The following is a 23,550-nucleotide window of genomic DNA, read 5'->3' as shown; positions in this document are numbered from 1 at the left end:
CGACAAAGCGCGGATTGTAGCCTAAGAGGGTCTGGCTTAGGGCCAGACATTCGGGGCGCAGTGCGCATCGATCAGCGGAGCCGGCCAGGAGCAGACACTGCGCCTACACGGACTCCAGCAAGGCGCGGACCGGAGCGAAGGAACGCCGGTGGATGGGCGTCGGCCCCAGGCGCTTGAGCGCCTCGAGATGCACCGGCGTGGGATAGCCCTTGTGCCCGGCGATGCCATAGCCGGGGTAGAGACGGTCCATCTCGAGCATCTCGCGATCACGGCTGACCTTGGCCAGGATCGAGGCAGCGGCGATCGCCGGCACCCGACTGTCCCCCTTGACCACCGGGGCGCTGGGCACGGCCAGTTTCGGGCAGCGATTGCCATCGATCAGCGCCAGCTTCGGCGTCACCGCCAAGCCTTCCACGGCACGCTGCATGGCCAGCATGGTGGCATGCAGGATATTCAGGCGGTCGATCTCTTCCACCTCGGCACGGGCGATGCACCAGGCCAGGGCCTTCTCGCGGATTTCGTCGAACAGCGCCTCGCGGCGGGCCTCGGTGAGCTTCTTCGAATCGTTCAGGCCCAGGATCGGACGGGCCGGATCGAGAATCACCGCAGCCGTCACCACCGCACCGCAGAGCGGGCCACGGCCGACCTCATCGACGCCGGCGACCAGCTCCTCGACCAGGGTAAAGTCCAGGCCCAGCTGCATCAGCCTCGCTCCGCCAGCTTGAGCACGGCATCGGCTGCCGACACCGAGGCATCGCGCCGCAGTGCACGGTGGATCACATCGAACCCCTCGGTCTGCACCTGACCGCCATCGATCAATGGCGCCACGGTCTGCGCCAACGCCTCGGCGGTCGCCGCATCCTGGATCAGCTCCGGCACTAGCAGGCGCTCGGCCAGCAGGTTGGGCAGCGAGATATAGGGGCTTTTCACCAGGCGCTTGAGAATGCGATAGGTCAGCGGCGCCACACGATAGGCCACCACCATCGGCCGCTTGTACAGCAGGGCCTCCAGGGTCGCCGTACCGGAAGCGATCAGCACCGCGTCGCAGGCGGCCAGCACCTCATGCGAGCGACCATCGAGCAGGGTCAGCGGCAGGTCGCGCCCGGCCAGCATCTGCTCGAGCTGCTCACGGCGCTCCGGGGTGGCGCATGGCAGCAGAAAACGGATGCCCGGGCGCAGCGCACGCAGACGAATCGCCGCATCGAGAAAGAGTTCGCCAAGACGCGCCACTTCGCCACCCCGACTGCCTGGCATCAGGGCAACCACGGCCTCGTCATGCGGCAGATCCAGCGCGTCGCGTGCCGCCGCGCGGTCGGCGTGCTGCGGTATGGCATCGGCCAGGGGGTGACCGACGAAGCGCACCGGCACCTGATGCGCATCGTAGAACTGCGCCTCGAACGGAAACAGAGTCAGCATCAGATCGCAGGCTTCACGGATCTTCAACACGCGCTTCTGCCGCCAGGCCCACACCGACGGGCTGACGTAGTGCACGGTCCTGATCCCGGCGCGGCGCAGCTTGAGCTCCAGGCCCAGGTTGAAATCCGGTGCATCGATGCCGATGAACACATCGGGCTGCGCCGCGATGAGGTCGCGTGCCAGCTGGCGTCGACGCCCCAGCAGCTCGAACAGGCGACCGAGCACCTCGACCAGCCCCATCACGGCCAGGCGTTCCATCGGGAAATAGGATGTCAGGCCCTCGGCTTCCATGCGTGCACCGCCCACGCCGACGAACTCGACGTCCGGGTGGCGCAACTTGATGGCCTGCATCAGGCCCGCTCCGAGAATATCGCCGGACGCCTCACCGGCGACCAGTGCGACGCGAAGAGGTCTAGTCATGGGATTCAGCGAGTGATGCCGCGTGTGGACGCCTGAATGGAGTCGCGGAATATCGCGACTTCCGGGAACTGGGCCGCGGACTCGGCCAACTCGGCGAGCGCCTGCTCGACGGTCAGGCCCTGGCGGTAGACCAGCTTGTAACCCTTGCGCAGCGCGGAGATGGCTTCGGCGGAGAAACCACGACGGCGCATGCCTTCGAAATTCATGCTGCGCGCTTCGGCCGGGTTGCCGAATACGGTGACGAACGCCGGCACGTCCTTGCCGATGGCGGTACCCATGCCGGAAAAGCTGTGCGCGCCGATGCGGCAGAACTGATGCACCAGGGTGTAACCGGACAGAATCGCCCAGTCGTCGACCCATACATGCCCCGCCAGCGCGGTGTTGTTGACCAGGATGCAGTGATTGCCGATGACGCTGTCATGACCGATATGGGCATAGGCCATGATCAGGTTATGGTCACCGATGGTGGTTTCGCTGCGGTCCTGCACGGTGCCACGGTGAATGGTGACGCCCTCGCGAATCACATTGTGATCACCGATCACCAGGCGCGTGGGCTCGCCCTTGTACTTCAGATCGGGGGTATCTTCGCCAACCGAGGAAAACTGGTAGATGCGGTTGTGCTTGCCAATCACGGTCGGTCCCTTGAGCACCACGTGCGGACCGATCACGCTACCCTCGCCGATTTCCACATCGGGCCCGACAATGCTCCAGGGGCCGACGACGACGTCGTCGGCCAACCTGGCACTGGGGTCGATGATCGCGCGAGGGTCAATCGAACTCATAGCTTGCGTTCCGCACAGATGATTTCAGCGGAGCAGACTTCCTTGCCATCGACAGTGGCGCGGCACTCGAATTTCCAGATGCTGCGACGGTCGCTCAGGTACTTGGCTTCCAGTACCAGCTGATCGCCCGGCGTGACGGGAGAGCGGAAACGCAGCTTGTCGGAACCGACGAAGTAGTACAGGGTGCCATCGGCCGGTTTCACGCCCATCATCTTGAAGCCGAGAATCCCGGCAGCCTGGGCCATCGCCTCGATGATCAGCACGCCCGGCATGATCGGATGCTCGGGGAAGTGGCCATTGAAGAACGGCTCATTGATGCTGACATTCTTGTAGGCGCGAACAGTCTTGCCTTCGACGTCCAGGTCCACCACACGATCCACCAGCAGGAAAGGATAGCGGTGCGGCAAATATTCACGAATTTCGTTGATGTCCATCATGTCCGGTTAAGCCTGTAAGAAAAGAAAAGAGCACGGCAGCACGCCATGCTCAGGCATCAGATGAGACATTCGCCGTCTGGGTCACGGCGGCCAGCTGCTTTTCCAGCTCTCGCAGACGCTTGGCCATCTCGTCCAACTGACGAATGCGTGCCGCACTCTTCTTCCACTCGCCTGCCGGTTGCATGGCGGTTCCGGAAGAATAGGCGCCCGCTTCGGTGATCGAACGCGTCACCATGGTCATACCGGTGACGAACACGTTGTCGCACACCTCGATATGACCCACCATGCCGACACCACCTGCGATCATGCAGTTGCGACCGATCTTGGTGCTGCCGGAAATCCCGCAACAGCCCGCCATCGCGGTGTTGTCGCCGATCTGCACGTTGTGCGCGATCATGATCTGGTTATCCAGCTTCACGCCGTTGCCGATCAGGGTGTCGGACAGCGCACCACGGTCCACGGTGGTATTGGCGCCGATCTCGACGTCATCGCCGATGGTCACCCCACCGATCTGCGCGATCTTCTGCCACACGCCCTTCTCGTTGGCGAAACCGAAGCCCTCGCCACCGATCACCGCCCCGGACTGGATCACCACGCGCTTGCCGATCCGCACGTCGTGGTACAGCGTCACGCGCGGTGCCAGCCAGCCGCCGTCACCGATCACGCTGCGCGCGCCGACCACGCAATGCGCGCCGATGCTGACGTCCGCGCCGATACGCGCGCCACTTTCGATCACGGCAAAGGCACCGATACTGGCACTCGGATCGACCTGCGCATCCACTGCGACCTGGGCAGTGGCATGCACGCCGGCCGCCGCCACGGGCTTGCGATCGAACAGATGGGACAGCTGCGCGTAGGCAAGATAGGGGTTGGCGACGATCAGCGCGTCACCCGCGTAGCCTTCCGCATCGGCAGCCGTCAGCAGCACCGCGCCGGCCTGGCTCTCGGCCAGGAACTTGCGGTACTGGGCGTTGGCCAGGAAGCTCAACTGTTCGGGCCCGGCCTCCTGCAAGGTGGCCAGGCCCGAGATGACCTTGCCTTCGGCGCCACGCAGGGTGGCGCCCAGGCGCTCGGCCAACTGGCCGAGGGTAACTGTCACGGCCATGCTCAACGCATCTGATTCATGCGCTCGATGACCTGGCGAGTGATGTCGTACTGAGGTTTGACATCGATCACCGCACCGCGCTCGAGAACCAGGTCGAAGTTGCCTTTCTTGATGACTTCCTCGACCGCCTTGTCCAGGTTCGGCTTGAGCTTGGCCAGCATCTCGCGATCGGCAATGGCCTTGGCTTCGTTCAGCTCCTTGGACTGGAACTGGAAATCACGGGCCTTCTGCTTGAACTCGAGCTCGAGACGCTCACGCTCGGCCTGCTGCATCTTCTCGCCTTCCTTGACCATGCGGTCCTGGATGCGCTTGGCGTCGCTTTCCAGGGTCTTGAGCTTGTTCAACTGCGGGCCGAATTTCTTCTCGGCATCGACGGCGTAACGCTTGGCCGCATCAGACTCGAGCAGCGCCATCTGATAGTTCAGTACGGCCACCTTCATTTCAGCGAACGCCGGAGTGGCGATCAGGGCGGCGGTGAACAGAACCAGTTGAGTCAACTTACGCACAATGCACTCCTGCAACAAAACTGTTGGCTTTCGGTGAAACAGATTAGAAGGTTTGACCCAGGGAGAACTGGAACACCTGAGTATCGGCATCATCCGGCTTCTTGATCGGCATGGCCAGGCTGAAGCTCAGCGGACCGAGCGCGGTGATCCAGGTCACGCCGACACCCACGGAGCTGGCCAGGTTGCTGAAGTCGATATCGCAGCTGTCGCTGATCTTCTTCTGGCTCGACGAGCAATTGGTGTCGAACACGTTACCCACGTCCCAGAACAGCGCGGTACGCAGCGAACGCTGGTCCTTGACGAACGGCAGCGGGAACAGCATCTCCACGCCACCCTGCACCAGCACGTTACCACCGAACGGCAGCGGATCCTGGTCCGGATCGGCCAGCGTGCCGGGCTTGGTACCGGTACTCGGCGTGCTGCGCGGGCCCAGACTGCTGTCCTCGAAACCACGTACCGAGTTGAAGCCACCGGCGTAGTAGTGCTCGTAGAACGGCAGCTCCGCGGTGCTGCCATAGCTGTCGCCGTAACCCAGCTGGGTATGGAAGCGCAGCGTGTAGTTGTCACTGAGCGGCGTGAACACCTGGCCGCGATAGTCGAGCTTGTAGAACGACAGGTCGCTGCCCGGCAGGGTGGTTTCCAGCACCAGGCTCTGCGAATGGCCACGGTTGGCCAGCACGCCACGGTTGAGGGTCGACTCGGACCAGCCGATGGAGCCCTTGAAGTTCAGGTAGTTGTCGCCCTCGGCGTCGATGAAGTCGAAGATCTCGTCGACGGTGTAGCGACCGGTGTCGATAGTGTCCTGCTGCACGGTCAGGCCGTAGGTCAGGCGCGACGTCTCGCTGATCGGGTAGCCGATGTTGACGCCTGCACCCAGGCTGTCCACCGAGTAGCTGGACACGTCGACATCGAGCTCATCGTAGTCGGTAGTGCGGTAGAAGGCGTTGTAACCCAGGCTGACACCGTCGACGGTCCAGTAGGGGTCAACGAAGCCGAAGCTGTAGCGGGTCTGGTATTCGCTACGGGTCAGGCCGATGCTGACCTTGTTACCGGTACCCAGGAAGTTGTTCTGGCTGATCGAGCCACCCAGGATCAGACCGGCGTTCTGGGCGAAACCGACGCTGGCGGTGATCGAGCCGGAAGGCTGTTCCTCGACGCTGTAGTTGACGTCGATCTGGTCGTCGGTGCCCGGTACCTGCGGCGTTTCGACGTTGACTTCCTTGAAGAAGCCGAGGCGCTCCAGGCGCACCTTGGATTGATCGATCAGGTAGGTCGAGGCCCAGCCACCTTCCATCTGGCGCATCTCGCGGCGCAGCACTTCGTCCTCGGACTTGGTGTTGCCACGGAAGTTGATGCGGTTGACGTAGGCACGCTTGCCCGGATCGACGAAGAAGGTGATCGAGACGCTGTTGTCTTCGTCATGCGCTTCCGGCACGCCGTTGACGTTGGCGAAGGTGTAGCCCTCGTTGCCCAGGCGGCGAGTGATCAGCTCGCTGGTGGTGGTCATGATCTTGCGCGAGAAGACCTGACCTTCCTTGACCAGCAGCAGCGCACGCACGTCTTCTTCCGGCACCTTGAGGTCGCCGGAGAGCTTCACGTCGCGAACGCTGTACTTCTCGCCCTCTTCGACGTTGACGGTGATGTAGACGTGCTTCTTGTCCGGGGTGATGGATACCTGGGTGGAGCTGATGTCCATGTTGATGTAGCCGCGGTCCAGGTAGTACGAGCGCAGGCGCTCGAGGTCACCGGAGAGTTTCTCGCGGGCGTACTTGTCGTCGTTCTTGAAGAACGACAGCCAGTTGGTGGTCTTCAGCTCGAACAGGTCGGTCAGGTCTTCGTCGGAGAAGACGGTGTTGCCGACCACGTTGATGTGGGAGATCGCCGCAACGGTACCTTCGTTGATGGTGATCTTCAGCGCCACGCGGTTACGCGGCTGTGGAATCACTTCGGCCTCGATCTCGGCCGAGTAGCGGCCCTGGGCCACGTACTGACGCTGCAGTTCGTTACGCACGCCTTCGAGCGTCGCGCGCTGGAAGATCTCGCCTTCCGCCAGGCCGGACTGGTTCAGGCCCTTGAGCAGGTCTTCGGTGGTAATGGCCTTGTTGCCCTCGATCTCGATGCCGGAGATGGAAGGACGCTCGACCACGGTGACGACCAGCACATCGCCATCGCGACCGAGCTGGATGTCCTGGAAGAAGCCGGTGCGGAACAGGGAACGGGTGGCGTCGACCAACTGGCGGTCGTCGACCTGCTCGCCCACGTTCAACGGCAGCGCGCCGAACACGCTGCCGGCGGAGACCCGCTGCAGACCGTTGACGCGTATATCGGAGATGGTGAAGGACTCGGCGTGAACTTCGGCGATCATCAATGCGGACAGTACCGCAGGTAGCAGCAGACGTTTCATGAAGTCCTTTCTTATTCCAACTGACGATAAAAGCTGCCGCTCGAGGCGACACTTCTTGTAAATCTCAAGAACGCAATCCAGCAATGCTTACAGACGGCTGAGATCGTTGACCAACGCCAACAACATGACCCCGATGACCAGACTGATGCCGATCTGCATCCCCCAACCCTGAACCCGCTCGGACAAGGGGCGACCACGCACCCACTCGACCAGATAGAACAGCAGATGCCCACCATCCAGTACGGGAATGGGCAAAAGATTGAGAACCCCCAGGCTAATACTCAGATATGCAAGGAATTTCAGGAAATCCCCCAGCCCTGACTCAGCCGAAGCGCCCGCCACTTTAGCAATGGTTATCGGCCCGCTCAAGTTTTTTACCGAGAGCTCTCCGAAGAGCATTTTCTTCAGCGAATCAAGGGTCAGCAGGCTCATCGCCCAGGTCTGACGGACACCTTCGGCAACGCCGTCGAGCGGCCCGTAGCGCACCTCGCGCAACATTTCCGGCGGCCATTCGACACCCTGCACGCCAGCCCCCAGGTAGCCGCTGCGCGCCTCACCCTCGCCCCGCGCAGCCAGGGTCAGACGCACGTCCTGCGCCTGACCGGCGCGCTCGTAGCGCAGGGTCACATCGGCGCCGGGAAGCTTGCGCACGCGATCGACCAGGTCCTGCCAGTCGGCCAGCGGCTCGCCGTCAAGCGCCAGCAGGCGGTCGCCCGGCTTCAGGCCGGCAGCATAGGCCGGCCCCTTGGAATCGACCTCGGCCAGAACCGGCTCGAGCACCGGGCGCCAGGGGCGAATGCCGAGCGAGCCGATCGGGTCCGGCTCATCGACACCGCGCAGCCAGTTGTCCAGCGGCACCTGCCTGGAGGTCTCCACGGTGGAACCGGGTTCGAGCACGCGCAGATTCAGGGTACCGCTCTCCCCCAGGCGCCGAACCAGCTGCAGGTTGACTGCCGCCCAGCCCGTGGTGGCCTCGCCATTGACCGCGACGATTTCCTGTCCGGCCTGCAGGCCGGCTGCTTCCGCCAGGCTGTCGGGCTGCACCGCGCCAATGACCGGGCGCACCTGCTGACTGCCGAGCATCGCGACGAACCAGAAGAACAGCAGTGCCAGCAGGAAGTTGGCCACCGGCCCGGCTGCGACGATGGCGATGCGCTGAGCCACGCTCTTGCGATTGAATGCCTGATCGAGCTGCTCGTCCGGCACGCTGCCCTCGCGCTCGTCGAGCATCTTCACGTAGCCGCCCAGGGGAATGGCGGCCACCACGAATTCGGTGCCCTGACGGTCATGCCAGCGCAGCAGCGGCGTGCCGAAGCCGACGGAGAAACGCAGCACCTTGACCCCACAGCGACGGGCCACCCAGAAATGCCCGAACTCATGGAAGGTCACCAGCACACCCAGCGCGATCAGGGTGCCAACCAGCATGTACAGCCCACTCATTTCACTTCTCCAGCCCTACACGCCGCTCATGGCCTGGCGCACGTCGGGTCAACACAGGCTCGCTCAATGACCGGCAAGCCATTCTCCAGCCAGCGCGCGCGCTTGCGCATCGGCCTCGAATACCGCGTCGAGCGCTTCGACAGCCTGCACCGGTTGCGCGTTCAACACGGACTCAATCATACGCGCGATATCGATGAAACGTATGCGCCCCTGCAGGAAGGCCTCGACGGCCACCTCATTGGCGGCATTGAGCATCGCCGGCGCACTGCCGCCGGCCTGCACGGCCTCGCGGGCAAGGCGCAGGCAAGGGAAACGCTGTTCGTCGGGGCGCTCGAAATCGAGGCGACCGACCGTGAACAGGTCCAGCGGCGACACGCCCGAGTCGATGCGCTCCGGCCAGGCCAGTGCATGCGCGATCGGCGTGCGCATGTCCGGGTTGCCCAGCTGGGCCAGCACCGAGCCATCGACGTAATCGACCAGCGAATGAATCACGCTCTGCCGATGGATCACTACCTCGATCTGCTCGGGGCGCGCATCGAACAGCCAGCACGCCTCGATCAGCTCCAGGCCCTTGTTCATCATGCTCGCCGAATCGACAGAGATCTTGCGCCCCATGGACCAGTTCGGGTGAGCACAGGCCTGCTCGGGGGTCACGTGTTCCAGCGCCGCCAGCGGCGTTTCACGGAACGGCCCGCCAGATGCGGTCAGCAGGACGCGGCGAACCCCAACCTGCTGCAGGCCCCGGGCATAGTCACCGGGCAGGCACTGGAAAATCGCATTGTGTTCGCTGTCGATCGGCAGCAGCACGGCACCGCTGCTCCTGACCGCCTGCATGAACAGGGCGCCAGACATCACCAGCGCCTCCTTGTTGGCCAGCAACACCTTCTTGCCGGCCTGCACAGCCGCCAGCGTCGGACGCAGGCCCGCCGCCCCGACGATCGCCGCCATCACGCAGTCGACCTCGGCATCCGCGGCGACTGCGCACAGCCCCTCCTCGCCGCACAGCACCTGGGTATCCAGCCCGTAGGCCTGCAGGCTGCCCTGCAGGGTACGCGCAGCCTGGGCATCGGGCACCACGGCGTAGCGCGGACGGTGCTTGAGGCACAGCACCCGCAACTCCGCCAGGCGCGAGAAGCCGCTGAGGGCGAAGACCCTGTAGCGCTCGGGGTGACGCGCGATCACGTCCAGCGTGCTCAGCCCGATCGACCCGGTGGCGCCGAGCACCGTGATGCGCTGCACAGCACTCACAGCGCGCCCCACCCTGCCAGCCAGAGCAATGCGGCGAACAATGGGATGGCCGCCGTGAGGCTGTCGATGCGATCGAGCACGCCACCATGCCCAGGCAGCAGGTTACTGCTGTCCTTGATCCCGGACTGGCGCTTGAACATGCTTTCGGTCAGGTCGCCGATCACCGAGATGAACACCACCAGAGCGGCGCCGACCAGGGCCAGCACCAGCCCCTTGAATGACCAGCCCTGCTGCAGCCCGACCAGCAGGGTGATCAGCAGGCTGGCGGCCAGACCGCCATACACCCCTTCCCAACTCTTGCCCGGGCTGACCTTGGGCGCCAGCTTGCGCTTGCCGAAGGCCTTGCCGGAGAAATAGGCACCGATATCCGCACCCCACACCAGCACCATCACCGCGATGATCAGCCCGTTGGCCTGCGGCCACTGCTTGAGCAGCACCAGCCCCTGCCAGGCCGGCAGCAGGATCAGCAGGCCGATCAGCAGGCGCCGGGGTACGTCACCCCAGAAGCGACTGCTGTAGGGGTACGTCAGCACCAGGAAGGTCGCGGCCAGCCACCAGAACACGGCCACCACCAGCAGCCAGGGGGCCACGACCGGCGTCAGGTACAGCACGCCAAGCAACGCCGCGACCACGGCGGCATAGCCCACCCGCTGCGCCTGCGCCTCAAGACCAGCCAGACGCGCCCACTCCCAGGCACCCAGGGAGACGACCACGCCGATGAACAATGCGAAGGCAGCGCCGTCGAGCAGGAAGAATCCGCCCAGGGCAATGGGCAACAGCACCAGTGCCGTGATGATTCGTTGTTTGAGCATCAGGAACGCGCCTCAGCCTCTACCTGCTCGCTGGTCTTGCCGAAGCGACGCTGGCGGTTGGCGAAATCGGCCAGCGCCTTGCGCATGGCCTCGTGCTTGAAATCCGGCCAGTACAGGTCGGAGAAGTACAGCTCGCTGTAGGCCAGCTGCCAGAGGAGGAAATTGCTGATGCGATGCTCGCCACCGGTGCGGATGCACAGATCGGGCAACGGCAGATCGCCGGTGGCCAGGCACCCCTGCAGCAGCTCGGGGGTGATGTCCTCGGGCTGCAGGTGGCCGGCTTGCACCTCTCGCGCCAGGCGCTGGGCAGCCTGGGCAATGTCCCACTGACCGCCATAGTTGGCGGCGATCTGCAGGATGAAACGACGACTGCCCGCCGTCTGCAGCTCGGCCTCGCGCATCGCCGCCTGCAACTCGGGATGAAAGCGCGAGCGATCACCGATGATGCGCAGGCTGATGTCGTTGTCCTGCAGACGCCGGGCCTCGCGGCGCAGCGCACTGAGGAACAGCTCCATCAGCGCGCCGACCTCTTCGGCCGGGCGCTGCCAGTTCTCACTGGAGAAGGCGAACAGGGTGAGCACCTCGACACCCGACTCGGCACAGACCTCGATCACCGCGCGAACCGCATCGACCCCGGCCTTGTGCCCTGCCACTCCCGGCAACAGGCGTTTCTTCGCCCAGCGATTGTTGCCGTCCATGATGATGGCGACATGCCGCGGCACCGCCTGCTTGTTCTTGTCCATGTCAGGGCGCTCAGCCGTCAAACGGCCATCAGGTCCGCTTCCTTGACCTCCAGGGCCTTGTCGATGTCAGCGACGAACTTGTCGGTGATCTTCTGCAGCTCGTCAGCGGCACGACGCTCTTCGTCTTCGCTGATTTCCTTGGCCTTGGACAGTTTCTTCAGCTCGGCCAGGGCATCGCGACGCACGTTGCGCACGGCAACCTTGGCATCTTCCGCCACACCACGCGCCTGCTTGGTGTAACCCTTGCGGGTCTCTTCGGTCAGGGCCGGCATCGGCACGCGAATGGTGGTACCGGCGCTGCTCGGGTTCAGGCCGAGGTCGGAGGTCAGGATGGCCTTCTCGATGGCGGCGCCGAGGTTCTTGTCGTGCGCGACGATCTTCAGGGTACGGGCGTCCTCGACGGTGATCGCGGCCACCTGGTTCAGCGGCATGTCGCTACCCCAGGCCGGCACCTTGACGCTATCGAGAATGCTCGGATGGGCACGGCCGGTACGAATGGAAGCCAGGTTGCGACCCAGCGCATCCAGGGACTTGCTCATACGCTCCTGGGCGTCTTTCTTGATGTCGTTGATCATTGTGCTTCCTCCTCGATCAGGGTTCCTTCGGCGCCACCCACCACCACATTGAGCAGGGCGCCTGGTTTGTTCATGTTGAAGACACGCAGCGGCATGGCGTGATCGCGGCACAGGCAGATGGCCGTCAGGTCCATGACGCCCAGCTTGCGATCGAGCACTTCGTCGTAGGTCAGACGCTCGAATTTCTCGGCATGCGGGTCCTTGAACGGGTCGGCAGTGTACACGCCATCCACCTTGGTCGCCTTCAGCACCACGTCGGCATCGATCTCGATGGCGCGCAGGCAGGCGGCGGAGTCGGTGGTGAAGAACGGGTTGCCGGTACCGGCAGCGAAGATCACCACTTCACCGGTCTTGAGGTGGCGCATGGCCTTGCGGCGGTCGTAGTGGTCGGTGACGCCGACCATGGAAATGGCCGACATGACGATGGCCGGGATGTTCGAGCGCTCCAGCGCGTCGCGCATGGCCAGGGCGTTCATCACCGTGGCCAGCATGCCCATGTGGTCACCGGTGACCCGGTCCATGCCGGCTGCGGACAGTGCGGCGCCGCGGAACAGGTTGCCGCCACCGATCACCAGGCCGACCTGCACGCCGATGCCGACCAGCTGGCCGACTTCCAGCGCCATGCGATCGAGCACCTTGGGATCGATGCCGAAGTCTTCCGAGCCCATCAGGGCTTCGCCGCTAAGTTTGAGCAGAATGCGTTTGTAACGAGGTTGGCGACCAGTCGTCTGCTGAGCCATTGCAAGTCTCTCCTGCGGCGATTTGAATGCTGTATGCAGCACGGGGCTGCAATTGTCCGACACCCCCAGGGCGTCGATGGTCACCTTTCACGGCAACCCTACTACTTTGCTGCCCCCTAGTCGGCAAAGAGGCCGCACGCGCAAGCGGGCAGCCTCTTTGGGGCACTCACCGAAACCGCTGATTACTGCTTGCTGGCAGCAACCTGGGCGGCAACTTCGGCAGCGAAGTCGGTCTCGGCCTTCTCGATGCCTTCGCCCACTTCGTAACGTACGAAGGAAACGACTTCAGCACCGGCTTTCTTCACCAGGTCACCGACCTTGACTTCCGGGTCCATGATGAAGGCTTGCTCGACCAGGCTGGCTTCGGCCAGGAACTTGGCGATACGGCCTTTGACCATGTTCTCGACGATGTTCTCCGGCTTGCCGGCGATTTTCTCGGCGTTCAGCTGCAGGAAGATTTCCTTTTCCTTGGCAACCAGCTCTTCGGAAACCTGGTCCGGCGAAACGACGGCCGGGTTGGAAGCAGCAACGTGCATGGCAACGTGCTTGGCCAGTTCGTCGTTGCCGCCTTTCAGGACAACCAGAACGCCGATGCGGTGGCCGTGCAGGTAGGCACCAACGGTGTCGCCGGAGACAGCGGTCAGACGACGGATGTTGACGTTCTCGCCGCACTTGGCGACCAGCGCTTCACGAGCGGATTCGCGGGAAGCGATCAGCGGAGCGGCTTCAGTCAGGTTCTGCGCGAAGGCTTCGTCCAGGCTGTCCTTGACGAAGGCCTTGAAGTCGTCCTGCAGAGCCAGGAAGTCGGTCTGCGAGTTGACTTCGATGATCAGGCCACGGCCGCCTTCGACGCGAACGGCGATGGAACCTTCGGCGGCGATGTTGCCGGCCTTCTTGGCAGCCTTGATGGCACCGGAAGCGCGCATGTCGTCAATGGCCTTCTCGATATCGCCACCAGCGGCAACCAGCGCCTTCTTGCACTCCATCATGCCTTGGCCGGTACGCTCGCGCAGTTCTTTAACCAGGGCTGCAGTAATTTCTGCCATCTTGAAAATCCTCTCGGTAGGTCTTCAACCATTCACCTGCCAGGCAGGCGATCAAATCTTTGAGTGGCAAAAAGGGGGCCTAGCCCCCTTCTTGCACAGCGCATAACGCTAGATGCTTTGCGTTACCGCTTAGCCTTCGGCGCTCTCGGCAGCCGCTTCTTCGACGAACTCTTCGGTTGCGCCGCCAGCGTTGCTGCGACCACGGACCACGGCGTCGGCCATGGCACCCATGTACAGCTGGATGGCGCGGATGGCGTCGTCGTTACCCGGGATGATGTAGTCAACGCCTTCCGGGCTGCTGTTGGTATCGACAACGCCGATGACCGGGATGCCCAGCTTGTTGGCTTCGGTGATGGCGATGCGCTCGTGATCGACGTCGATCACGAACAGAGCGTCCGGCAGGCCGCCCATGTCCTTGATACCACCCAGGCTGCGATCCAGTTTTTCCAGATCACGGGAACGCATCAGGGCTTCTTTCTTGGTCAGCTTGGCGAAGGTGCCGTCCTGGGACTGGGTTTCCAGCTCGCGCAGGCGCTTGATCGAAGCACGGATGGTCTTGTAGTTGGTCAGCATGCCGCCCAGCCAGCGGTGATCGACGAACGGCGAGCCGCAACGAGCAGCTTCTTCGCGAACGATCTTGCCAGCGGAACGCTTGGTGCCAACGAACAGAATCTTGTTCTTGCCAGCAGCCAGCTTTTCAACGAACGACAGCGCGTCGTTGAACATCGGCAGGGTTTTTTCGAGGTTGATGATGTGAATCTTGTTACGCGCGCCGAAAATGTACTTGCCCATTTTCGGGTTCCAGTAACGGGTCTGGTGGCCGAAGTGCACACCGGCCTTCAGCATATCGCGCATGTTGACTTGGGACATGATAGTTCCTTGATAAGTCGGGTTAGGCCTCCACGTATCCCAGCTTCCAACCCTTGCGGGCACCCAGGAAACCGTGTCGATACGTGTGTGGGTTTGAGCTTTCGGACTCAGTGCCCGTAAAGCGGCGCGTTTTATACCACACAAAGCAGCCGCAAGCTACAAGCTTGGAGCAGCAAGCTGCCTTTTGGGGCTTGCGGCTCGTAGCTGTTAATATAGCCGCCTTTATCTGTATGCCTTCCGAGAGCCTGCCATGACCGTCACCATCAAATCCGCCGAAGAAATCGAGAAAATGCGCGTGGCCGGCCGCCTGGCCGCCGAAGTGCTGGAAATGATCGGCGAGCACGTCAAGCCCGGCGTCACCACCGACGAACTGGATCGCCTGTGCCACGACTATATCGTCAACGTGCAGAAGGCCATCCCCGCCCCGCTCAATTACAAGGGCTTCCCCAAGTCGATCTGCACCTCGATCAACCACGTGGTGTGCCACGGCATCCCCAACGACAAGCCGCTGAAGGACGGCGACGTGCTGAACATCGACGTCACCGTGATCAAGGACGGCTACCACGGCGATACCAGCAAGATGTTCATGGTCGGCAAGGTTCCCGAGTGGGCCGAGCGCCTGGCCAAGATCACCCAGGAGTGCATGTATAAAGGCATCGAACTGGTCAAGCCGGGCACCCGCCTGGGCGATATCGGCGAAGTGATCCAGAAGCATGCCGAGAAGAACGGCTTTTCCGTGGTTCGCGAATACTGCGGCCACGGCATCGGCGCCGTGTTCCACGAAGAGCCGCAGGTGCTGCACTACGGCAAGGCCGGCACCGGCATGGAGCTCAAGGAAGGCATGACCTTCACCATCGAGCCGATGATCAATCAGGGCCGCCCGGAAACCCGCCTGCTCGGCGACGGCTGGACCGCCATCACCAAGGACCGCAAGCTGTCCGCGCAGTGGGAACACACCATACTGGTCACCGCCGACGGCTACGAGATCTTCACCCTGCGCGCTGACGACACCATCGCCCGCACCTCGGCCTGAACCCGAGTGCGCCCCGAGCGCAATGGCGCGCGGGGCGCACCCCACCACTCGTATTTAAGGAAGGCACTGCATGCCGCAGATGGACCCCGAACTGTTTGACCGTGGTCAGTTCCAGGCCGAGCTGGCGCTCAAGTCCAGCCCCATCGCCGCATTCAAGAAAGCCATCCGCCGCGCGCATGAAGTACTGGATGCGCGCTTCCATGCCGGCCGCGACATCCGCCGCCTGGTCGAAGACCGTGCCTGGTTCGTCGACCAGATCCTCCAGGAAGCCTGGAAACGCTTCGCCTGGAGCGACGAAGCCGACATCGCCCTGCTCGCCGTGGGCGGCTACGGCCGTGGCGAGCTGCACCCCTACTCGGACATCGACCTGCTGATCCTGCTCGACAGCAGCGATCACGAGATCTTTCGCGAATCGATCGAAGGCTTCCTCACCCTGCTCTGGGACATCGGCCTGGAAGTCGGTCAGAGCGTGCGCTCGGTCGATGAGTGCGCCGAGGAGGCGCGCGCCGACCTGACGGTGATCACCAACCTGATGGAAAGCCGCACCATCGCAGGCCCCGAGCACCTGCGTCAGCGCATGCAGCAGGTCACCAGCACGGACGAGATGTGGCCGAGCAAGCACTTCTATCTGGCCAAGCGTGAAGAGCGCAAGGCGCGTCACGGCAAGTACAACGACACCGAATACAACCTGGAGCCCAACGTCAAGGGTTCGCCCGGCGGCCTGCGCGATATCCAGACGGTGCTCTGGGTCGCCCGCCGCCAGTTCGGCACGCTCAACCTGCAGGCACTGGTCGGCCAGGGTTTCCTGCTGGAGAGCGAATACGCCCTGCTCTCCTCCAGCCAGGAATTTCTCTGGAAGGTGCGCTACGCCCTGCACATGTTCGCGGGCCGCGCCGAAGACCGCCTGCTGTTCGACTACCAGGCGCGCATCGCGGCGCTGTTCGGCTACAAGGACGGCGACGGCAAGCGCAGCGTCGAACACTTCATGCAGAAGTACTACCGGGTGGTGATGGCCATTTCCGAGCTGTCGGACCTGATCAACCAGCACTTCGAGGAAGTCATCCTGCGCGCCGGCGAGACCAGCCAGGCCACGCCGCTGAACAGTCGCTTCCAGGTGCGTGACCGCTATATCGAGGTCACCCACCCCAACGTCTTCAAGCGCACCCCCTTCGCCATCATCGAGATCTTCGTGCTGATGGCCCAGCATCCCGAGATCAAGGGCGTGCGCGCCGACAGCATTCGCCTGCTGCGCGACAGCAGGCACCTGATCGACGACGACTTCCGCAAGGACATCCGCAACACCAGCCTGTTCATCGAGCTGTTCAAGTGCCGCGAGGGCATCCACCGCAACCTGCGGCGCATGAACCGCTATGGCATTCTCGGCCGCTACCTGCCGGAGTTCGGCCATATCGTCGGGCAGATGCAGCACGACCTGTTCCACATCTATACGGTCGACGCGCACACCCTCAACCTGATCAAGCACCTGCGCAAGTTCCGCTGGCCGGAGCTGGCGGAGAAATTCCCGCTGGCCAGCAAGCTCATCGAGCGCCTGCCCAAGCCGGAGCTGATCTACCTCGCCGGCCTCTACCACGACATCGGCAAGGGCCGTGGCGGCGACCACTCGGAGCTGGGCGCGGTGGATGCCGAAGCCTTCGCCCGTCGCCACCACCTGCCCGCCTGGGACAGTGCCCTGATCGTCTGGCTGGTGCAGCACCACCTGGTGATGTCCACCACAGCCCAGCGCAAGGACCTTTCCGACCCGCAGGTGATCCACGACTTCGCCCAGTTCGTCGGCGACCAGACCCACCTGGAATACCTCTACGTGCTGACCGTGGCCGACATCAACGCCACCAACCCCAGCCTGTGGAACTCCTGGCGCGCCAGCCTGCTGCGCCAGCTCTACACCGAGACCAAGCGCGCCCTGCGCCGCGGCCTGGAGAACCCGCTGGACCGCGAAGAGCAGATTCGCCAGACGCAGAGCGCGGCCCTGGACCTGCTGGTGCGTGGCGGCATCGACCCGGACGACGCCGAGCAGCTGTGGAGCCAGCTGGGGGATGACTACTTCCTGCGGCATACCGCCAGCGACGTGGCCTGGCACACCGACGCCATCCTCCAGCACCCCGACGATGGCGGGCCGCTGGTGCTGATGAAGGAAACCACCCAGCGCGAGTTCGAAGGTGGTACGCAGATCTTCATCTACGCACCGGACCAGCACGACTTCTTCGCCGTGACCGTGGCCGCGATGAGCCAGCTCAACCTGAACATTCACGATGCGCGGATCATCACCTCCACCAGCCAGTTCACCCTCGACACCTATGTGGTGCTGGATGCCGACGGCGGCTCGATCGGCAACAACCCGGCGCGCATCCAGCAGATCCGCGAAGGCCTGATCGAAGCCCTGAAGAACCCCGACGACTACCCGACCATCATCCAGCGCCGGGTACCGCGCCAGCTCAAGCACTTCGCCTTCGCGCCGCAGGTGACCATCCACAATGACGCGCAGCGCCCGGTGACCATCCTCGAGCTGACCGCCCCGGATCGCCCCGGCCTGCTGGCACGCATCGGGCGCATCTTCCTCGAATACGACCTGTCGCTGCAGAACGCCAAGATCGCCACCCTCGGCGAGCGCGTCGAGGACGTGTTCTTCGTCACCGACGCCAACAACCAGCCGCTGTCGGACCCGGAGCTCTGCGCACGCCTGCAGGAAACCATCGTCCGCCGTCTGTCCGAGCCCAGCAGCCCTACCCCGGCGCAGATCACCTTCTGACCCCGGCTCATGATGTGGCGCCGGACGCCACATCATGAGCCAGGATCAGATTCTGAAGCTGTCCACCAGCTGCTTGAGCCGGCCGACCTGCTGATCCAGCTCGGTACAGGCGCTCAGGCTGGCCTGCAGGTTGCGCACGCCGTCTTGGTTGAGCATGTTGATCTCGGTAATGTCCATGTTCAGGCTCTCGATCACCGAGGTCTGTTCCTCGGTGGCAGTGGCCACCGACTGGTTCATGCCGTCGATTTCGCCGATGCGGCGAGTCACGCCCTCCAGCTTCTCGCCCGCCTGACCACCGATGCGCACGCTGTCATCACTGAAGCGGCGACTCTCGCCCATGGTCGCCACCGCATCACGCGCGCCGGCTTGCAGCTGCTCGATCATCTGCTGGATTTCCAGGGCCGAACTCTGCGTGCGCTGCGCCAGGTTGCGCACCTCATCGGCCACCACGGCGAAACCTCGCCCGGCCTCGCCGGCACGCGCCGCCTCGATGGCCGCGTTGAGCGCCAGCAGGTTGGTCTGCTCGGAGATACCCTTGATCACGTCGAGGATCTGGCCGATGTCGCTGCTCTTCTCGCTGAGCACCTCGATGTGCCGACCGGAGGCCTGAATCTTCTCCGACAGTTCGCTCATCGAGCCCAGCGTGCGGTCGACCATGCCCTGCCCCTCCTCGGCATCGCGGCGCGCATCGCTGGCCTGCACGGAGGCGTCGGCGGCATTGCGCGCGATCTCCTGGGCTGCGGCGCCCAGCTCGTTGATCGCTGCCGCGACGCTGTCGGTACGCGATGCCTGCTCGCTGGAGTTATCCATGGACGCGTTGGACGCCTGCACCACCGTGCTCACCCGGGCATGCACTTCACGAGTTGCCGAAGCCACCTCGCGGATCGACTCGTGAATTCGCTCGACGAAGCGATTGAAGGCGCCAGCCAGCTCACCGAACTCGTCGCCGGAGGCGATCGTGAGGCGCTGCGTCAGGTCCCCCTCGCCCTCAGCGATGCCGCCCATGGCATGGCTCATCACGTGCAGCGGGCGCAGCAGGATGCGGATCAGCGCGCCCAGCAGCAGCAGAATGGCCACCACACCGATGATCGTCACCATCAGCGCGGAGACGCGGAACTCGCTGAGCGCAGCGAAGGCCTTGCCTTCGTCGACCGACAGGCCGACGTACCAGCGCACACCGGCCAGCCCCTGCACAGGCAAGAAGGTGACCAGGCGGGCGCTGCCATCGACCGCCGAAGCGCTCTGCAGCGTGGACTCCAGGCGAGGCGCCCCGCCCGGGAACAGCTCCGTCAGGGTCTTGAGCACCAGGCTCTTGTCAGGGTGCACCAGCACCGTGCCCTTTTCGTCGACCAGGAAGGCATAGCCCATCCCGCCCAGGTCGAAGGAGTTGAGAATGTCATCGACCGTCTGCAGTTTCAGGTCGCCGCCGACCACCCCCAGCAGGTTGCCACCCGCGCTGACCGGGCGCGTGATGGTGATCAGCAGGCCGTCACGCGGGTCGGCGGCCAGATAGGGCGCGGTCAGCCCCGGGCCACCGTTGCCCTGCGCGCTCTTGTACCAGGGCCGCTGGCGAGGATCGTAACCGGCGGGCAGCTCGCTGGCGGGGAACTGGGTGTAGGTGCCATCAGCCTGGCCAAAATAGGCATAGAGGAAGGCGGAAGCGATGCTGCGATGCTGCAGGCTCCTGCGCAGGGGCGCCGGCGAGCTGTCGTCCTGCACCGACTCGGCGAGGTTATCCAGCAGCTGCATGCGTCCATCCAGCCAGTGCTGGATGTTGCCGGTTGAGACCAGACCGACATCATTGAGGTAGTTGGACAGGCTTTCGCGGATCGCCGTGCGCTGCAGGTAATCGTTGTACAGCGCGAACGATGCGAAGGCCGCGATGACCACAAGGGAAGCAGCCAGCATGATCTTGTGACTGAATTTCAGGGTGCGCATGGGCAGAGTTCGCCATGAAAAGGGGGAGAGAACGGGTTAGGCCGACGCTATCGGCGCGCGACGCCGGGCCTTGAGCGCTGCGTGCGTCGCAGACGCGACCTAAACGGACGAAAATCGGACGGACGAAGGGAATTTCCCCGCAAGGCCTGCCGTGCTAGTGTCGCCAGCTTTGTCACCGCCTCACAAAGGACCCGTCGGATCATCATGAACCACGCCCTCGCCCAGCTGCAGCCCTACCCGTTCGAGAAGCTCCGCGCCCTGCTCGCCGACGTGCAGCCTGCCAGCGACCGCTCGCCCATCGCGCTGTCCATCGGTGAGCCCAAGCACCGCTCGCCCGACTTCGTCGCCCAGGCGCTGACCGCCAACCTCGACAAGCTCGCCGTCTATCCGACCACCCTGGGCCTGCCGGAGCTGCGCCAGAGCATCGCCAACTGGTGCGAACGGCGCTTCGCCGTGCCGGCTGGCTGGCTGGATGCCGCGCGCCACGTGCTGCCGGTCAATGGCACCCGCGAGGCCCTGTTCGCCTTCACCCAGGCCGTGGTCGACCGCAACGCCAAGGGCCTGGTGGTCAGCCCCAACCCCTTCTACCAGATCTACGAAGGCGCGGCGTTTCTCGCCGGCGCAGAGCCGCACTACCTGCCCTGCCTGGAGGCCCACGGCTTCAACCCGGACTTCGATGCGGTGCCGACCGAGGTCTGGCAACGCTGCCAGATCCTCTTCCTCTGCTCGCCGGGCAACCCCACCGGCGCACTGATCCCGGTCGAGACCCTGAAGAAGCTGATCGCCCTGGCCGACCAGCATGACTTCGTGATTGCCGCCGACGAATGCTACAGCGAGCTGTACTTCGACGAGGCCGCGCCACCGCCCGGCCTGCTCAGCGCCTGTGCCGAGCTGGGCCGCAGCGATTTCGCACGCTGCGTGGTGTTCCACAGCCTGTCCAAGCGCTCCAACCTGCCCGGCCTGCGCTCCGGCTTCGTGGCCGGCGACGCCAGCATCCTCAAGCACTTCCTGCTGTACCGCACCTACCATGGCTGCGCCATGCCGGTACAGACCCAGCTGGCCAGCGTTGCCGCCTGGAACGACGAGGCCCACGTGCGCACCAACCGCGACATGTACCGCGAGAAGTTCGCCGCCGTGCTGGAGATCCTCGCCCCGGTAATGGACGTGCAGCGCCCGGACGGCGGCTTCTACCTGTGGGCACGCACGCCGGGTGACGACGCCACCTTCACCCGCGACCTGTTCGCCAGCGAACACGTCACCGTGGTGCCGGGTTCCTACCTGTCGCGCGAAGTGAACGGCGTCAATCCCGGCGCCGGCCGCGTGCGCATGGCCCTGGTCGCGCCGCTGGCCGAGTGCATCGAGGCCGCCGAGCGTATCGCCCGCTTCATTCGCGGCGCCTGAACGACTTCAAAAGCAGTCGCGGCTGAAGCCCCTCCCACAGCTGCTTGGTTTGTAGGAGGGGCTTTAGCCGCGAGCCTCTGACTCCGTAGCCCGGATGTAATCCGGGCTACGCCTATCCGTGACTCAGCTCTTGTGCAGGCGCGCCTCGGCGATATCCAGGTCGCGCAGGATCTCGGCCAGCATGTCGTCATCCAGCTCGTTGTCCTTGCGCATGCGATACAGCTCCAGGCGCTGGGTACGCAGCGCCTGCAGACGCAGGCGGTACTCCAGGCGATCGACCTCGCGCTGATGCTCACGCGCCTCCTCGCCACCACGGGCACGCTCGAGCAGATCGCGGTACTCACTCATCAGCCTCGCCTTCACCTCGACCGAAGCGATTGCGCCCTCGGCATCGGCGGCGCGTTCGTCCTCGGACTCCAGGTAGCGAATGGCCGACTCCAGCATCAGCGCGCGATGGCGGTTGAGCTCACGCTCGTGCACGGCGGCGTTGTCCTGCGGCAGACGCGGCAGGATGCGTGGCAAGGCGACGCTGGCGACCAGCAATGACAACAGGATCACCCCGGCAGCGATCAGGATCAGCAGGTCACGCTCGGGGAAGGCCTCGCCGCTGTTGAGCAGCAACGGCAACGACATCACGCCGGCCAGGGTCACCGCCCCACGCACACCACCGAGCGTCAGCACCGCGCTGAGGGCGATGCGTGACTGCCCGGCGAACCGCGTGGGCTCGCCGCGCAACCGGCGCAGCGCCCCGGACATGCGCCAGTAGCTGTAGACCCAGACGAAGCGCAGCAGCATCAGCACGGCGTAGATCACCACCACCATGGCCAGGGCCTGCAGCGCGAAACGCCAGGGCGTCGCGTGCCCGCCCAGCGCGGCGCCGAGGATGTCCGGCAGCTGCAAGCCGAGCAGCAGGAAGATCAGGCCGTTGAAGGTGAACTCCAGCAACGCCCAGACGCTGCGGTTGAGCATCCGCGTCGAGGTCTGCCTGGGCAGCAGATCGAGGCGGCTCTGCATCATCCCCGCCGCGACGGCGGAGAGAATCCCGGAGAGCCCCAGGTGCTCGGCGGCGACGTAGGCGGCGAATGGCAACAGCAGCAGGAGCAGCACATGCGGGGCGGGGTCTTCCCAGCCCCGGCCGATCATCCAGGCACGCAGCCGCCCCAGCAGGTAGCTGAGCGCCACGCCGATGGCCAGCCCGCCAAACGCCACCAGGAGAAACTGCAGGCCGGCATCGGTGATCGAGAACACCCCGGTGAGCGTCGCCGCCACGGCGAACTTGAACGCCACCAGGCCGGAGGCGTCGTTCATCAGCGCCTCGCCCTGCAACAGGTTGTTCAGGGTGTTGGGCAAACGCCCATGGGTGATCGCCGAGACGGCCACCGCATCGGTCGGCGAGAGCACTGCGGCCAGGGCGAAACAGGCCGCCAGCGGCACCTGCGGCAACAGCCAGTGGATGACCTGCCCGGCCCCCAGGATGGTGAAGAACACCAGGGCGAACGCCAGCAGCAGGATCGGCGTACGCAGCTCCCGGAACTGCCCCTTGGGCATGCGCCAGCCGTCGACGAACAGCAAGGGCGGGATGAACAGCAGCAGGAACAGCTCGGGATCGAGGCGCACGTGCATGCCCAGGACCGGAATGGCCAGCAGCGCACCGATCAGGATCTGCAGCAACGGCAGCGGCAAGGGGATGAACTGAGCGGTAATACGGGTGCCACTGACCACCAGCAACATGGTCAGGATGGTGTAGAGCAATTGCATGGTGCGAAACCGGCGGGAACGGGCGGGAGGCTGCGATTCTAGCGCCGTAACACTTCGCAGCGACAGCCACCGCCCAGCCGCGATATGACGTGGCATAATGGCCCGCCGT

At 64.2% G+C, this 23,550-nt stretch carries 20 protein-coding genes; 3 read left to right on the top strand and 17 right to left on the bottom strand.

What is annotated here, in order from left to right; translation table 11 throughout:
* Positions 1-103: 103 nt before the first annotated feature.
* The 15 genes from rnhB to rpsB form a co-directional block, all read right to left on the bottom strand.
* A complete protein-coding gene (gene rnhB, locus EPK82_RS17390) occupies positions 104-703 on the bottom strand; it encodes a ribonuclease HII (protein WP_134677473.1) in 600 nt (199 codons plus the stop codon).
* Entirely contained in the window at positions 703-1,836 is a 1,134-nt protein-coding gene (gene lpxB / locus EPK82_RS17385; protein WP_134677472.1) for a lipid-A-disaccharide synthase, read from the bottom strand. The genes rnhB and lpxB overlap by 1 nt, the downstream gene beginning before the upstream one ends.
* A 5-nt stretch (positions 1,837-1,841) precedes the next feature.
* Positions 1,842-2,618, bottom strand: coding sequence for an acyl-ACP--UDP-N-acetylglucosamine O-acyltransferase (gene lpxA, locus EPK82_RS17380; protein WP_134677471.1), 777 nt, complete (start codon positions 2,616-2,618; stop codon positions 1,842-1,844).
* On the bottom strand, positions 2,615-3,055 hold the full coding sequence (gene fabZ / locus EPK82_RS17375) for a 3-hydroxyacyl-ACP dehydratase FabZ (RefSeq protein ID WP_017363778.1): 441 nt from the start codon (positions 3,053-3,055) through the stop codon (positions 2,615-2,617). The genes lpxA and fabZ overlap by 4 nt, the downstream gene beginning before the upstream one ends.
* Positions 3,056-3,104: 49 nt before the next feature.
* Positions 3,105-4,166, bottom strand: a complete 1,062-nt coding sequence (gene lpxD, locus EPK82_RS17370; RefSeq protein ID WP_134677470.1) for a UDP-3-O-(3-hydroxymyristoyl)glucosamine N-acyltransferase — start codon at positions 4,164-4,166, stop codon at positions 3,105-3,107.
* The gene (locus tag EPK82_RS17365) at positions 4,163-4,666 is read right to left on the bottom strand and encodes an OmpH family outer membrane protein (protein ID WP_037053771.1); all 504 of its coding nucleotides are present in this window, start codon (positions 4,664-4,666) and stop codon (positions 4,163-4,165) included. The genes lpxD and EPK82_RS17365 overlap by 4 nt, the downstream gene beginning before the upstream one ends.
* A 43-nt stretch (positions 4,667-4,709) precedes the next feature.
* Entirely contained in the window at positions 4,710-7,070 is a 2,361-nt protein-coding gene (gene bamA, locus EPK82_RS17360) for an outer membrane protein assembly factor BamA (protein WP_134677469.1), read from the bottom strand.
* Positions 7,071-7,157: 87 nt separating this feature from the next.
* On the bottom strand, positions 7,158-8,510 hold the full coding sequence (gene rseP / locus EPK82_RS17355; RefSeq protein WP_134677468.1) for a sigma E protease regulator RseP: 1,353 nt from the start codon (positions 8,508-8,510) through the stop codon (positions 7,158-7,160).
* 63 nt (positions 8,511-8,573) lie between these two features.
* Positions 8,574-9,758 carry a 1-deoxy-D-xylulose-5-phosphate reductoisomerase gene (ispC, locus tag EPK82_RS17350; RefSeq protein WP_134677467.1) on the bottom strand — a complete coding sequence of 395 codons (1,185 nt, stop codon included), beginning with the start codon at positions 9,756-9,758 and terminating at the stop codon, positions 8,574-8,576.
* Positions 9,755-10,570, bottom strand: a complete 816-nt coding sequence (locus EPK82_RS17345) for a phosphatidate cytidylyltransferase (RefSeq protein WP_037053759.1) — start codon at positions 10,568-10,570, stop codon at positions 9,755-9,757. The genes ispC and EPK82_RS17345 overlap by 4 nt, the downstream gene beginning before the upstream one ends.
* Entirely contained in the window at positions 10,570-11,313 is a 744-nt protein-coding gene (gene uppS / locus EPK82_RS17340; protein WP_037053756.1) for a polyprenyl diphosphate synthase, read from the bottom strand. Before uppS ends, EPK82_RS17345 begins: the two co-directional genes overlap by 1 nt.
* A 17-nt stretch (positions 11,314-11,330) precedes the next feature.
* Positions 11,331-11,888: a ribosome recycling factor gene (frr, locus tag EPK82_RS17335; protein ID WP_037053747.1), complete on the bottom strand. Its 558-nt coding sequence runs from the start codon at positions 11,886-11,888 to the stop codon at positions 11,331-11,333.
* Positions 11,885-12,628, bottom strand: coding sequence for a UMP kinase (gene pyrH, locus EPK82_RS17330; RefSeq protein ID WP_037053743.1), 744 nt, complete (start codon positions 12,626-12,628; stop codon positions 11,885-11,887). The genes frr and pyrH overlap by 4 nt, the downstream gene beginning before the upstream one ends.
* Before the next feature lie 182 nt (positions 12,629-12,810).
* Entirely contained in the window at positions 12,811-13,674 is an 864-nt protein-coding gene (gene tsf / locus EPK82_RS17325) for a translation elongation factor Ts (RefSeq protein WP_037053740.1), read from the bottom strand.
* Positions 13,675-13,803: 129 nt separating this feature from the next.
* Positions 13,804-14,544 carry a 30S ribosomal protein S2 gene (rpsB, locus tag EPK82_RS17320; protein ID WP_037053735.1) on the bottom strand — a complete coding sequence of 247 codons (741 nt, stop codon included), beginning with the start codon at positions 14,542-14,544 and terminating at the stop codon, positions 13,804-13,806.
* Between the two features lie 250 nt (positions 14,545-14,794).
* Between rpsB and map the strand changes: the two genes are divergently transcribed.
* A complete protein-coding gene (map, locus tag EPK82_RS17315; protein ID WP_037053733.1) occupies positions 14,795-15,577 on the top strand; it encodes a type I methionyl aminopeptidase in 783 nt (260 codons plus the stop codon).
* A gap of 70 nt (positions 15,578-15,647) precedes the next feature.
* Positions 15,648-18,344 (top strand): [protein-PII] uridylyltransferase, encoded by a 2,697-nt coding sequence (locus EPK82_RS17310; protein WP_134677466.1) that lies wholly within the window; start codon positions 15,648-15,650, stop codon positions 18,342-18,344.
* A 45-nt stretch (positions 18,345-18,389) separates the two neighbouring features.
* Here the strand turns inward: EPK82_RS17310 and EPK82_RS17305 are convergent, their stop codons facing one another.
* Entirely contained in the window at positions 18,390-20,282 is a 1,893-nt protein-coding gene (locus EPK82_RS17305; RefSeq protein ID WP_134677465.1) for a methyl-accepting chemotaxis protein, read from the bottom strand.
* Between the two features lie 204 nt (positions 20,283-20,486).
* On the opposite strand from EPK82_RS17305, the gene dapC reads away from it, so the two are divergent.
* Positions 20,487-21,683, top strand: a complete 1,197-nt coding sequence (gene dapC / locus EPK82_RS17300) for a succinyldiaminopimelate transaminase (RefSeq protein WP_134677464.1) — start codon at positions 20,487-20,489, stop codon at positions 21,681-21,683.
* Positions 21,684-21,806: 123 nt separating this feature from the next.
* Here the strand turns inward: dapC and EPK82_RS17295 are convergent, their stop codons facing one another.
* Entirely contained in the window at positions 21,807-23,441 is a 1,635-nt protein-coding gene (locus EPK82_RS17295; RefSeq protein WP_037053723.1) for a Na+/H+ antiporter, read from the bottom strand.
* Positions 23,442-23,550 lie beyond the last annotated feature (109 nt).

This window comes from Ectopseudomonas khazarica, from assembly GCF_004521985.1.
Classification (GTDB): Bacteria; Pseudomonadota; Gammaproteobacteria; order Pseudomonadales; family Pseudomonadaceae; genus Aquipseudomonas; species Aquipseudomonas khazarica.
The sequence above is the reverse complement of the archived record's forward strand: the minus strand, read 5'-3'. Positions and strand labels throughout refer to the sequence as shown.

Excerpts from the sequence above, each read along its gene's own strand:
- lpxB (WP_134677472.1), bottom strand. The coding sequence starts at position 1,836 with ATGACTAGACCTCTTCGCGTCGCACTGGTCGCCGGTGAGGCGTCCGGC.
- lpxA (WP_134677471.1), bottom strand. The coding sequence starts at position 2,618 with ATGAGTTCGATTGACCCTCGCGCGATCATCGACCCCAGTGCCAGGTTG.
- pyrH (WP_037053743.1), bottom strand. The coding sequence starts at position 12,628 with ATGGCTCAGCAGACGACTGGTCGCCAACCTCGTTACAAACGCATTCTG.
- dapC (WP_134677464.1), top strand. The coding sequence starts at position 20,487 with ATGAACCACGCCCTCGCCCAGCTGCAGCCCTACCCGTTCGAGAAGCTC.
- rseP (WP_134677468.1), bottom strand. The coding sequence starts at position 8,510 with ATGAGTGGGCTGTACATGCTGGTTGGCACCCTGATCGCGCTGGGTGTG.
- map (WP_037053733.1), top strand. The coding sequence starts at position 14,795 with ATGACCGTCACCATCAAATCCGCCGAAGAAATCGAGAAAATGCGCGTG.
- rpsB (WP_037053735.1), bottom strand. The coding sequence starts at position 14,544 with ATGTCCCAAGTCAACATGCGCGATATGCTGAAGGCCGGTGTGCACTTC.
- EPK82_RS17345 (WP_037053759.1), bottom strand. The coding sequence starts at position 10,570 with ATGCTCAAACAACGAATCATCACGGCACTGGTGCTGTTGCCCATTGCC.
- bamA (WP_134677469.1), bottom strand. The coding sequence starts at position 7,070 with ATGAAACGTCTGCTGCTACCTGCGGTACTGTCCGCATTGATGATCGCC.
- EPK82_RS17305 (WP_134677465.1), bottom strand. The coding sequence starts at position 20,282 with ATGCGCACCCTGAAATTCAGTCACAAGATCATGCTGGCTGCTTCCCTT.
- EPK82_RS17295 (WP_037053723.1), bottom strand. The coding sequence starts at position 23,441 with ATGCAATTGCTCTACACCATCCTGACCATGTTGCTGGTGGTCAGTGGC.
- frr (WP_037053747.1), bottom strand. The coding sequence starts at position 11,888 with ATGATCAACGACATCAAGAAAGACGCCCAGGAGCGTATGAGCAAGTCC.
- tsf (WP_037053740.1), bottom strand. The coding sequence starts at position 13,674 with ATGGCAGAAATTACTGCAGCCCTGGTTAAAGAACTGCGCGAGCGTACC.
- fabZ (WP_017363778.1), bottom strand. The coding sequence starts at position 3,055 with ATGATGGACATCAACGAAATTCGTGAATATTTGCCGCACCGCTATCCT.
- EPK82_RS17310 (WP_134677466.1), top strand. The coding sequence starts at position 15,648 with ATGCCGCAGATGGACCCCGAACTGTTTGACCGTGGTCAGTTCCAGGCC.
- uppS (WP_037053756.1), bottom strand. The coding sequence starts at position 11,313 with ATGGACAAGAACAAGCAGGCGGTGCCGCGGCATGTCGCCATCATCATG.
- rnhB (WP_134677473.1), bottom strand. The coding sequence starts at position 703 with ATGCAGCTGGGCCTGGACTTTACCCTGGTCGAGGAGCTGGTCGCCGGC.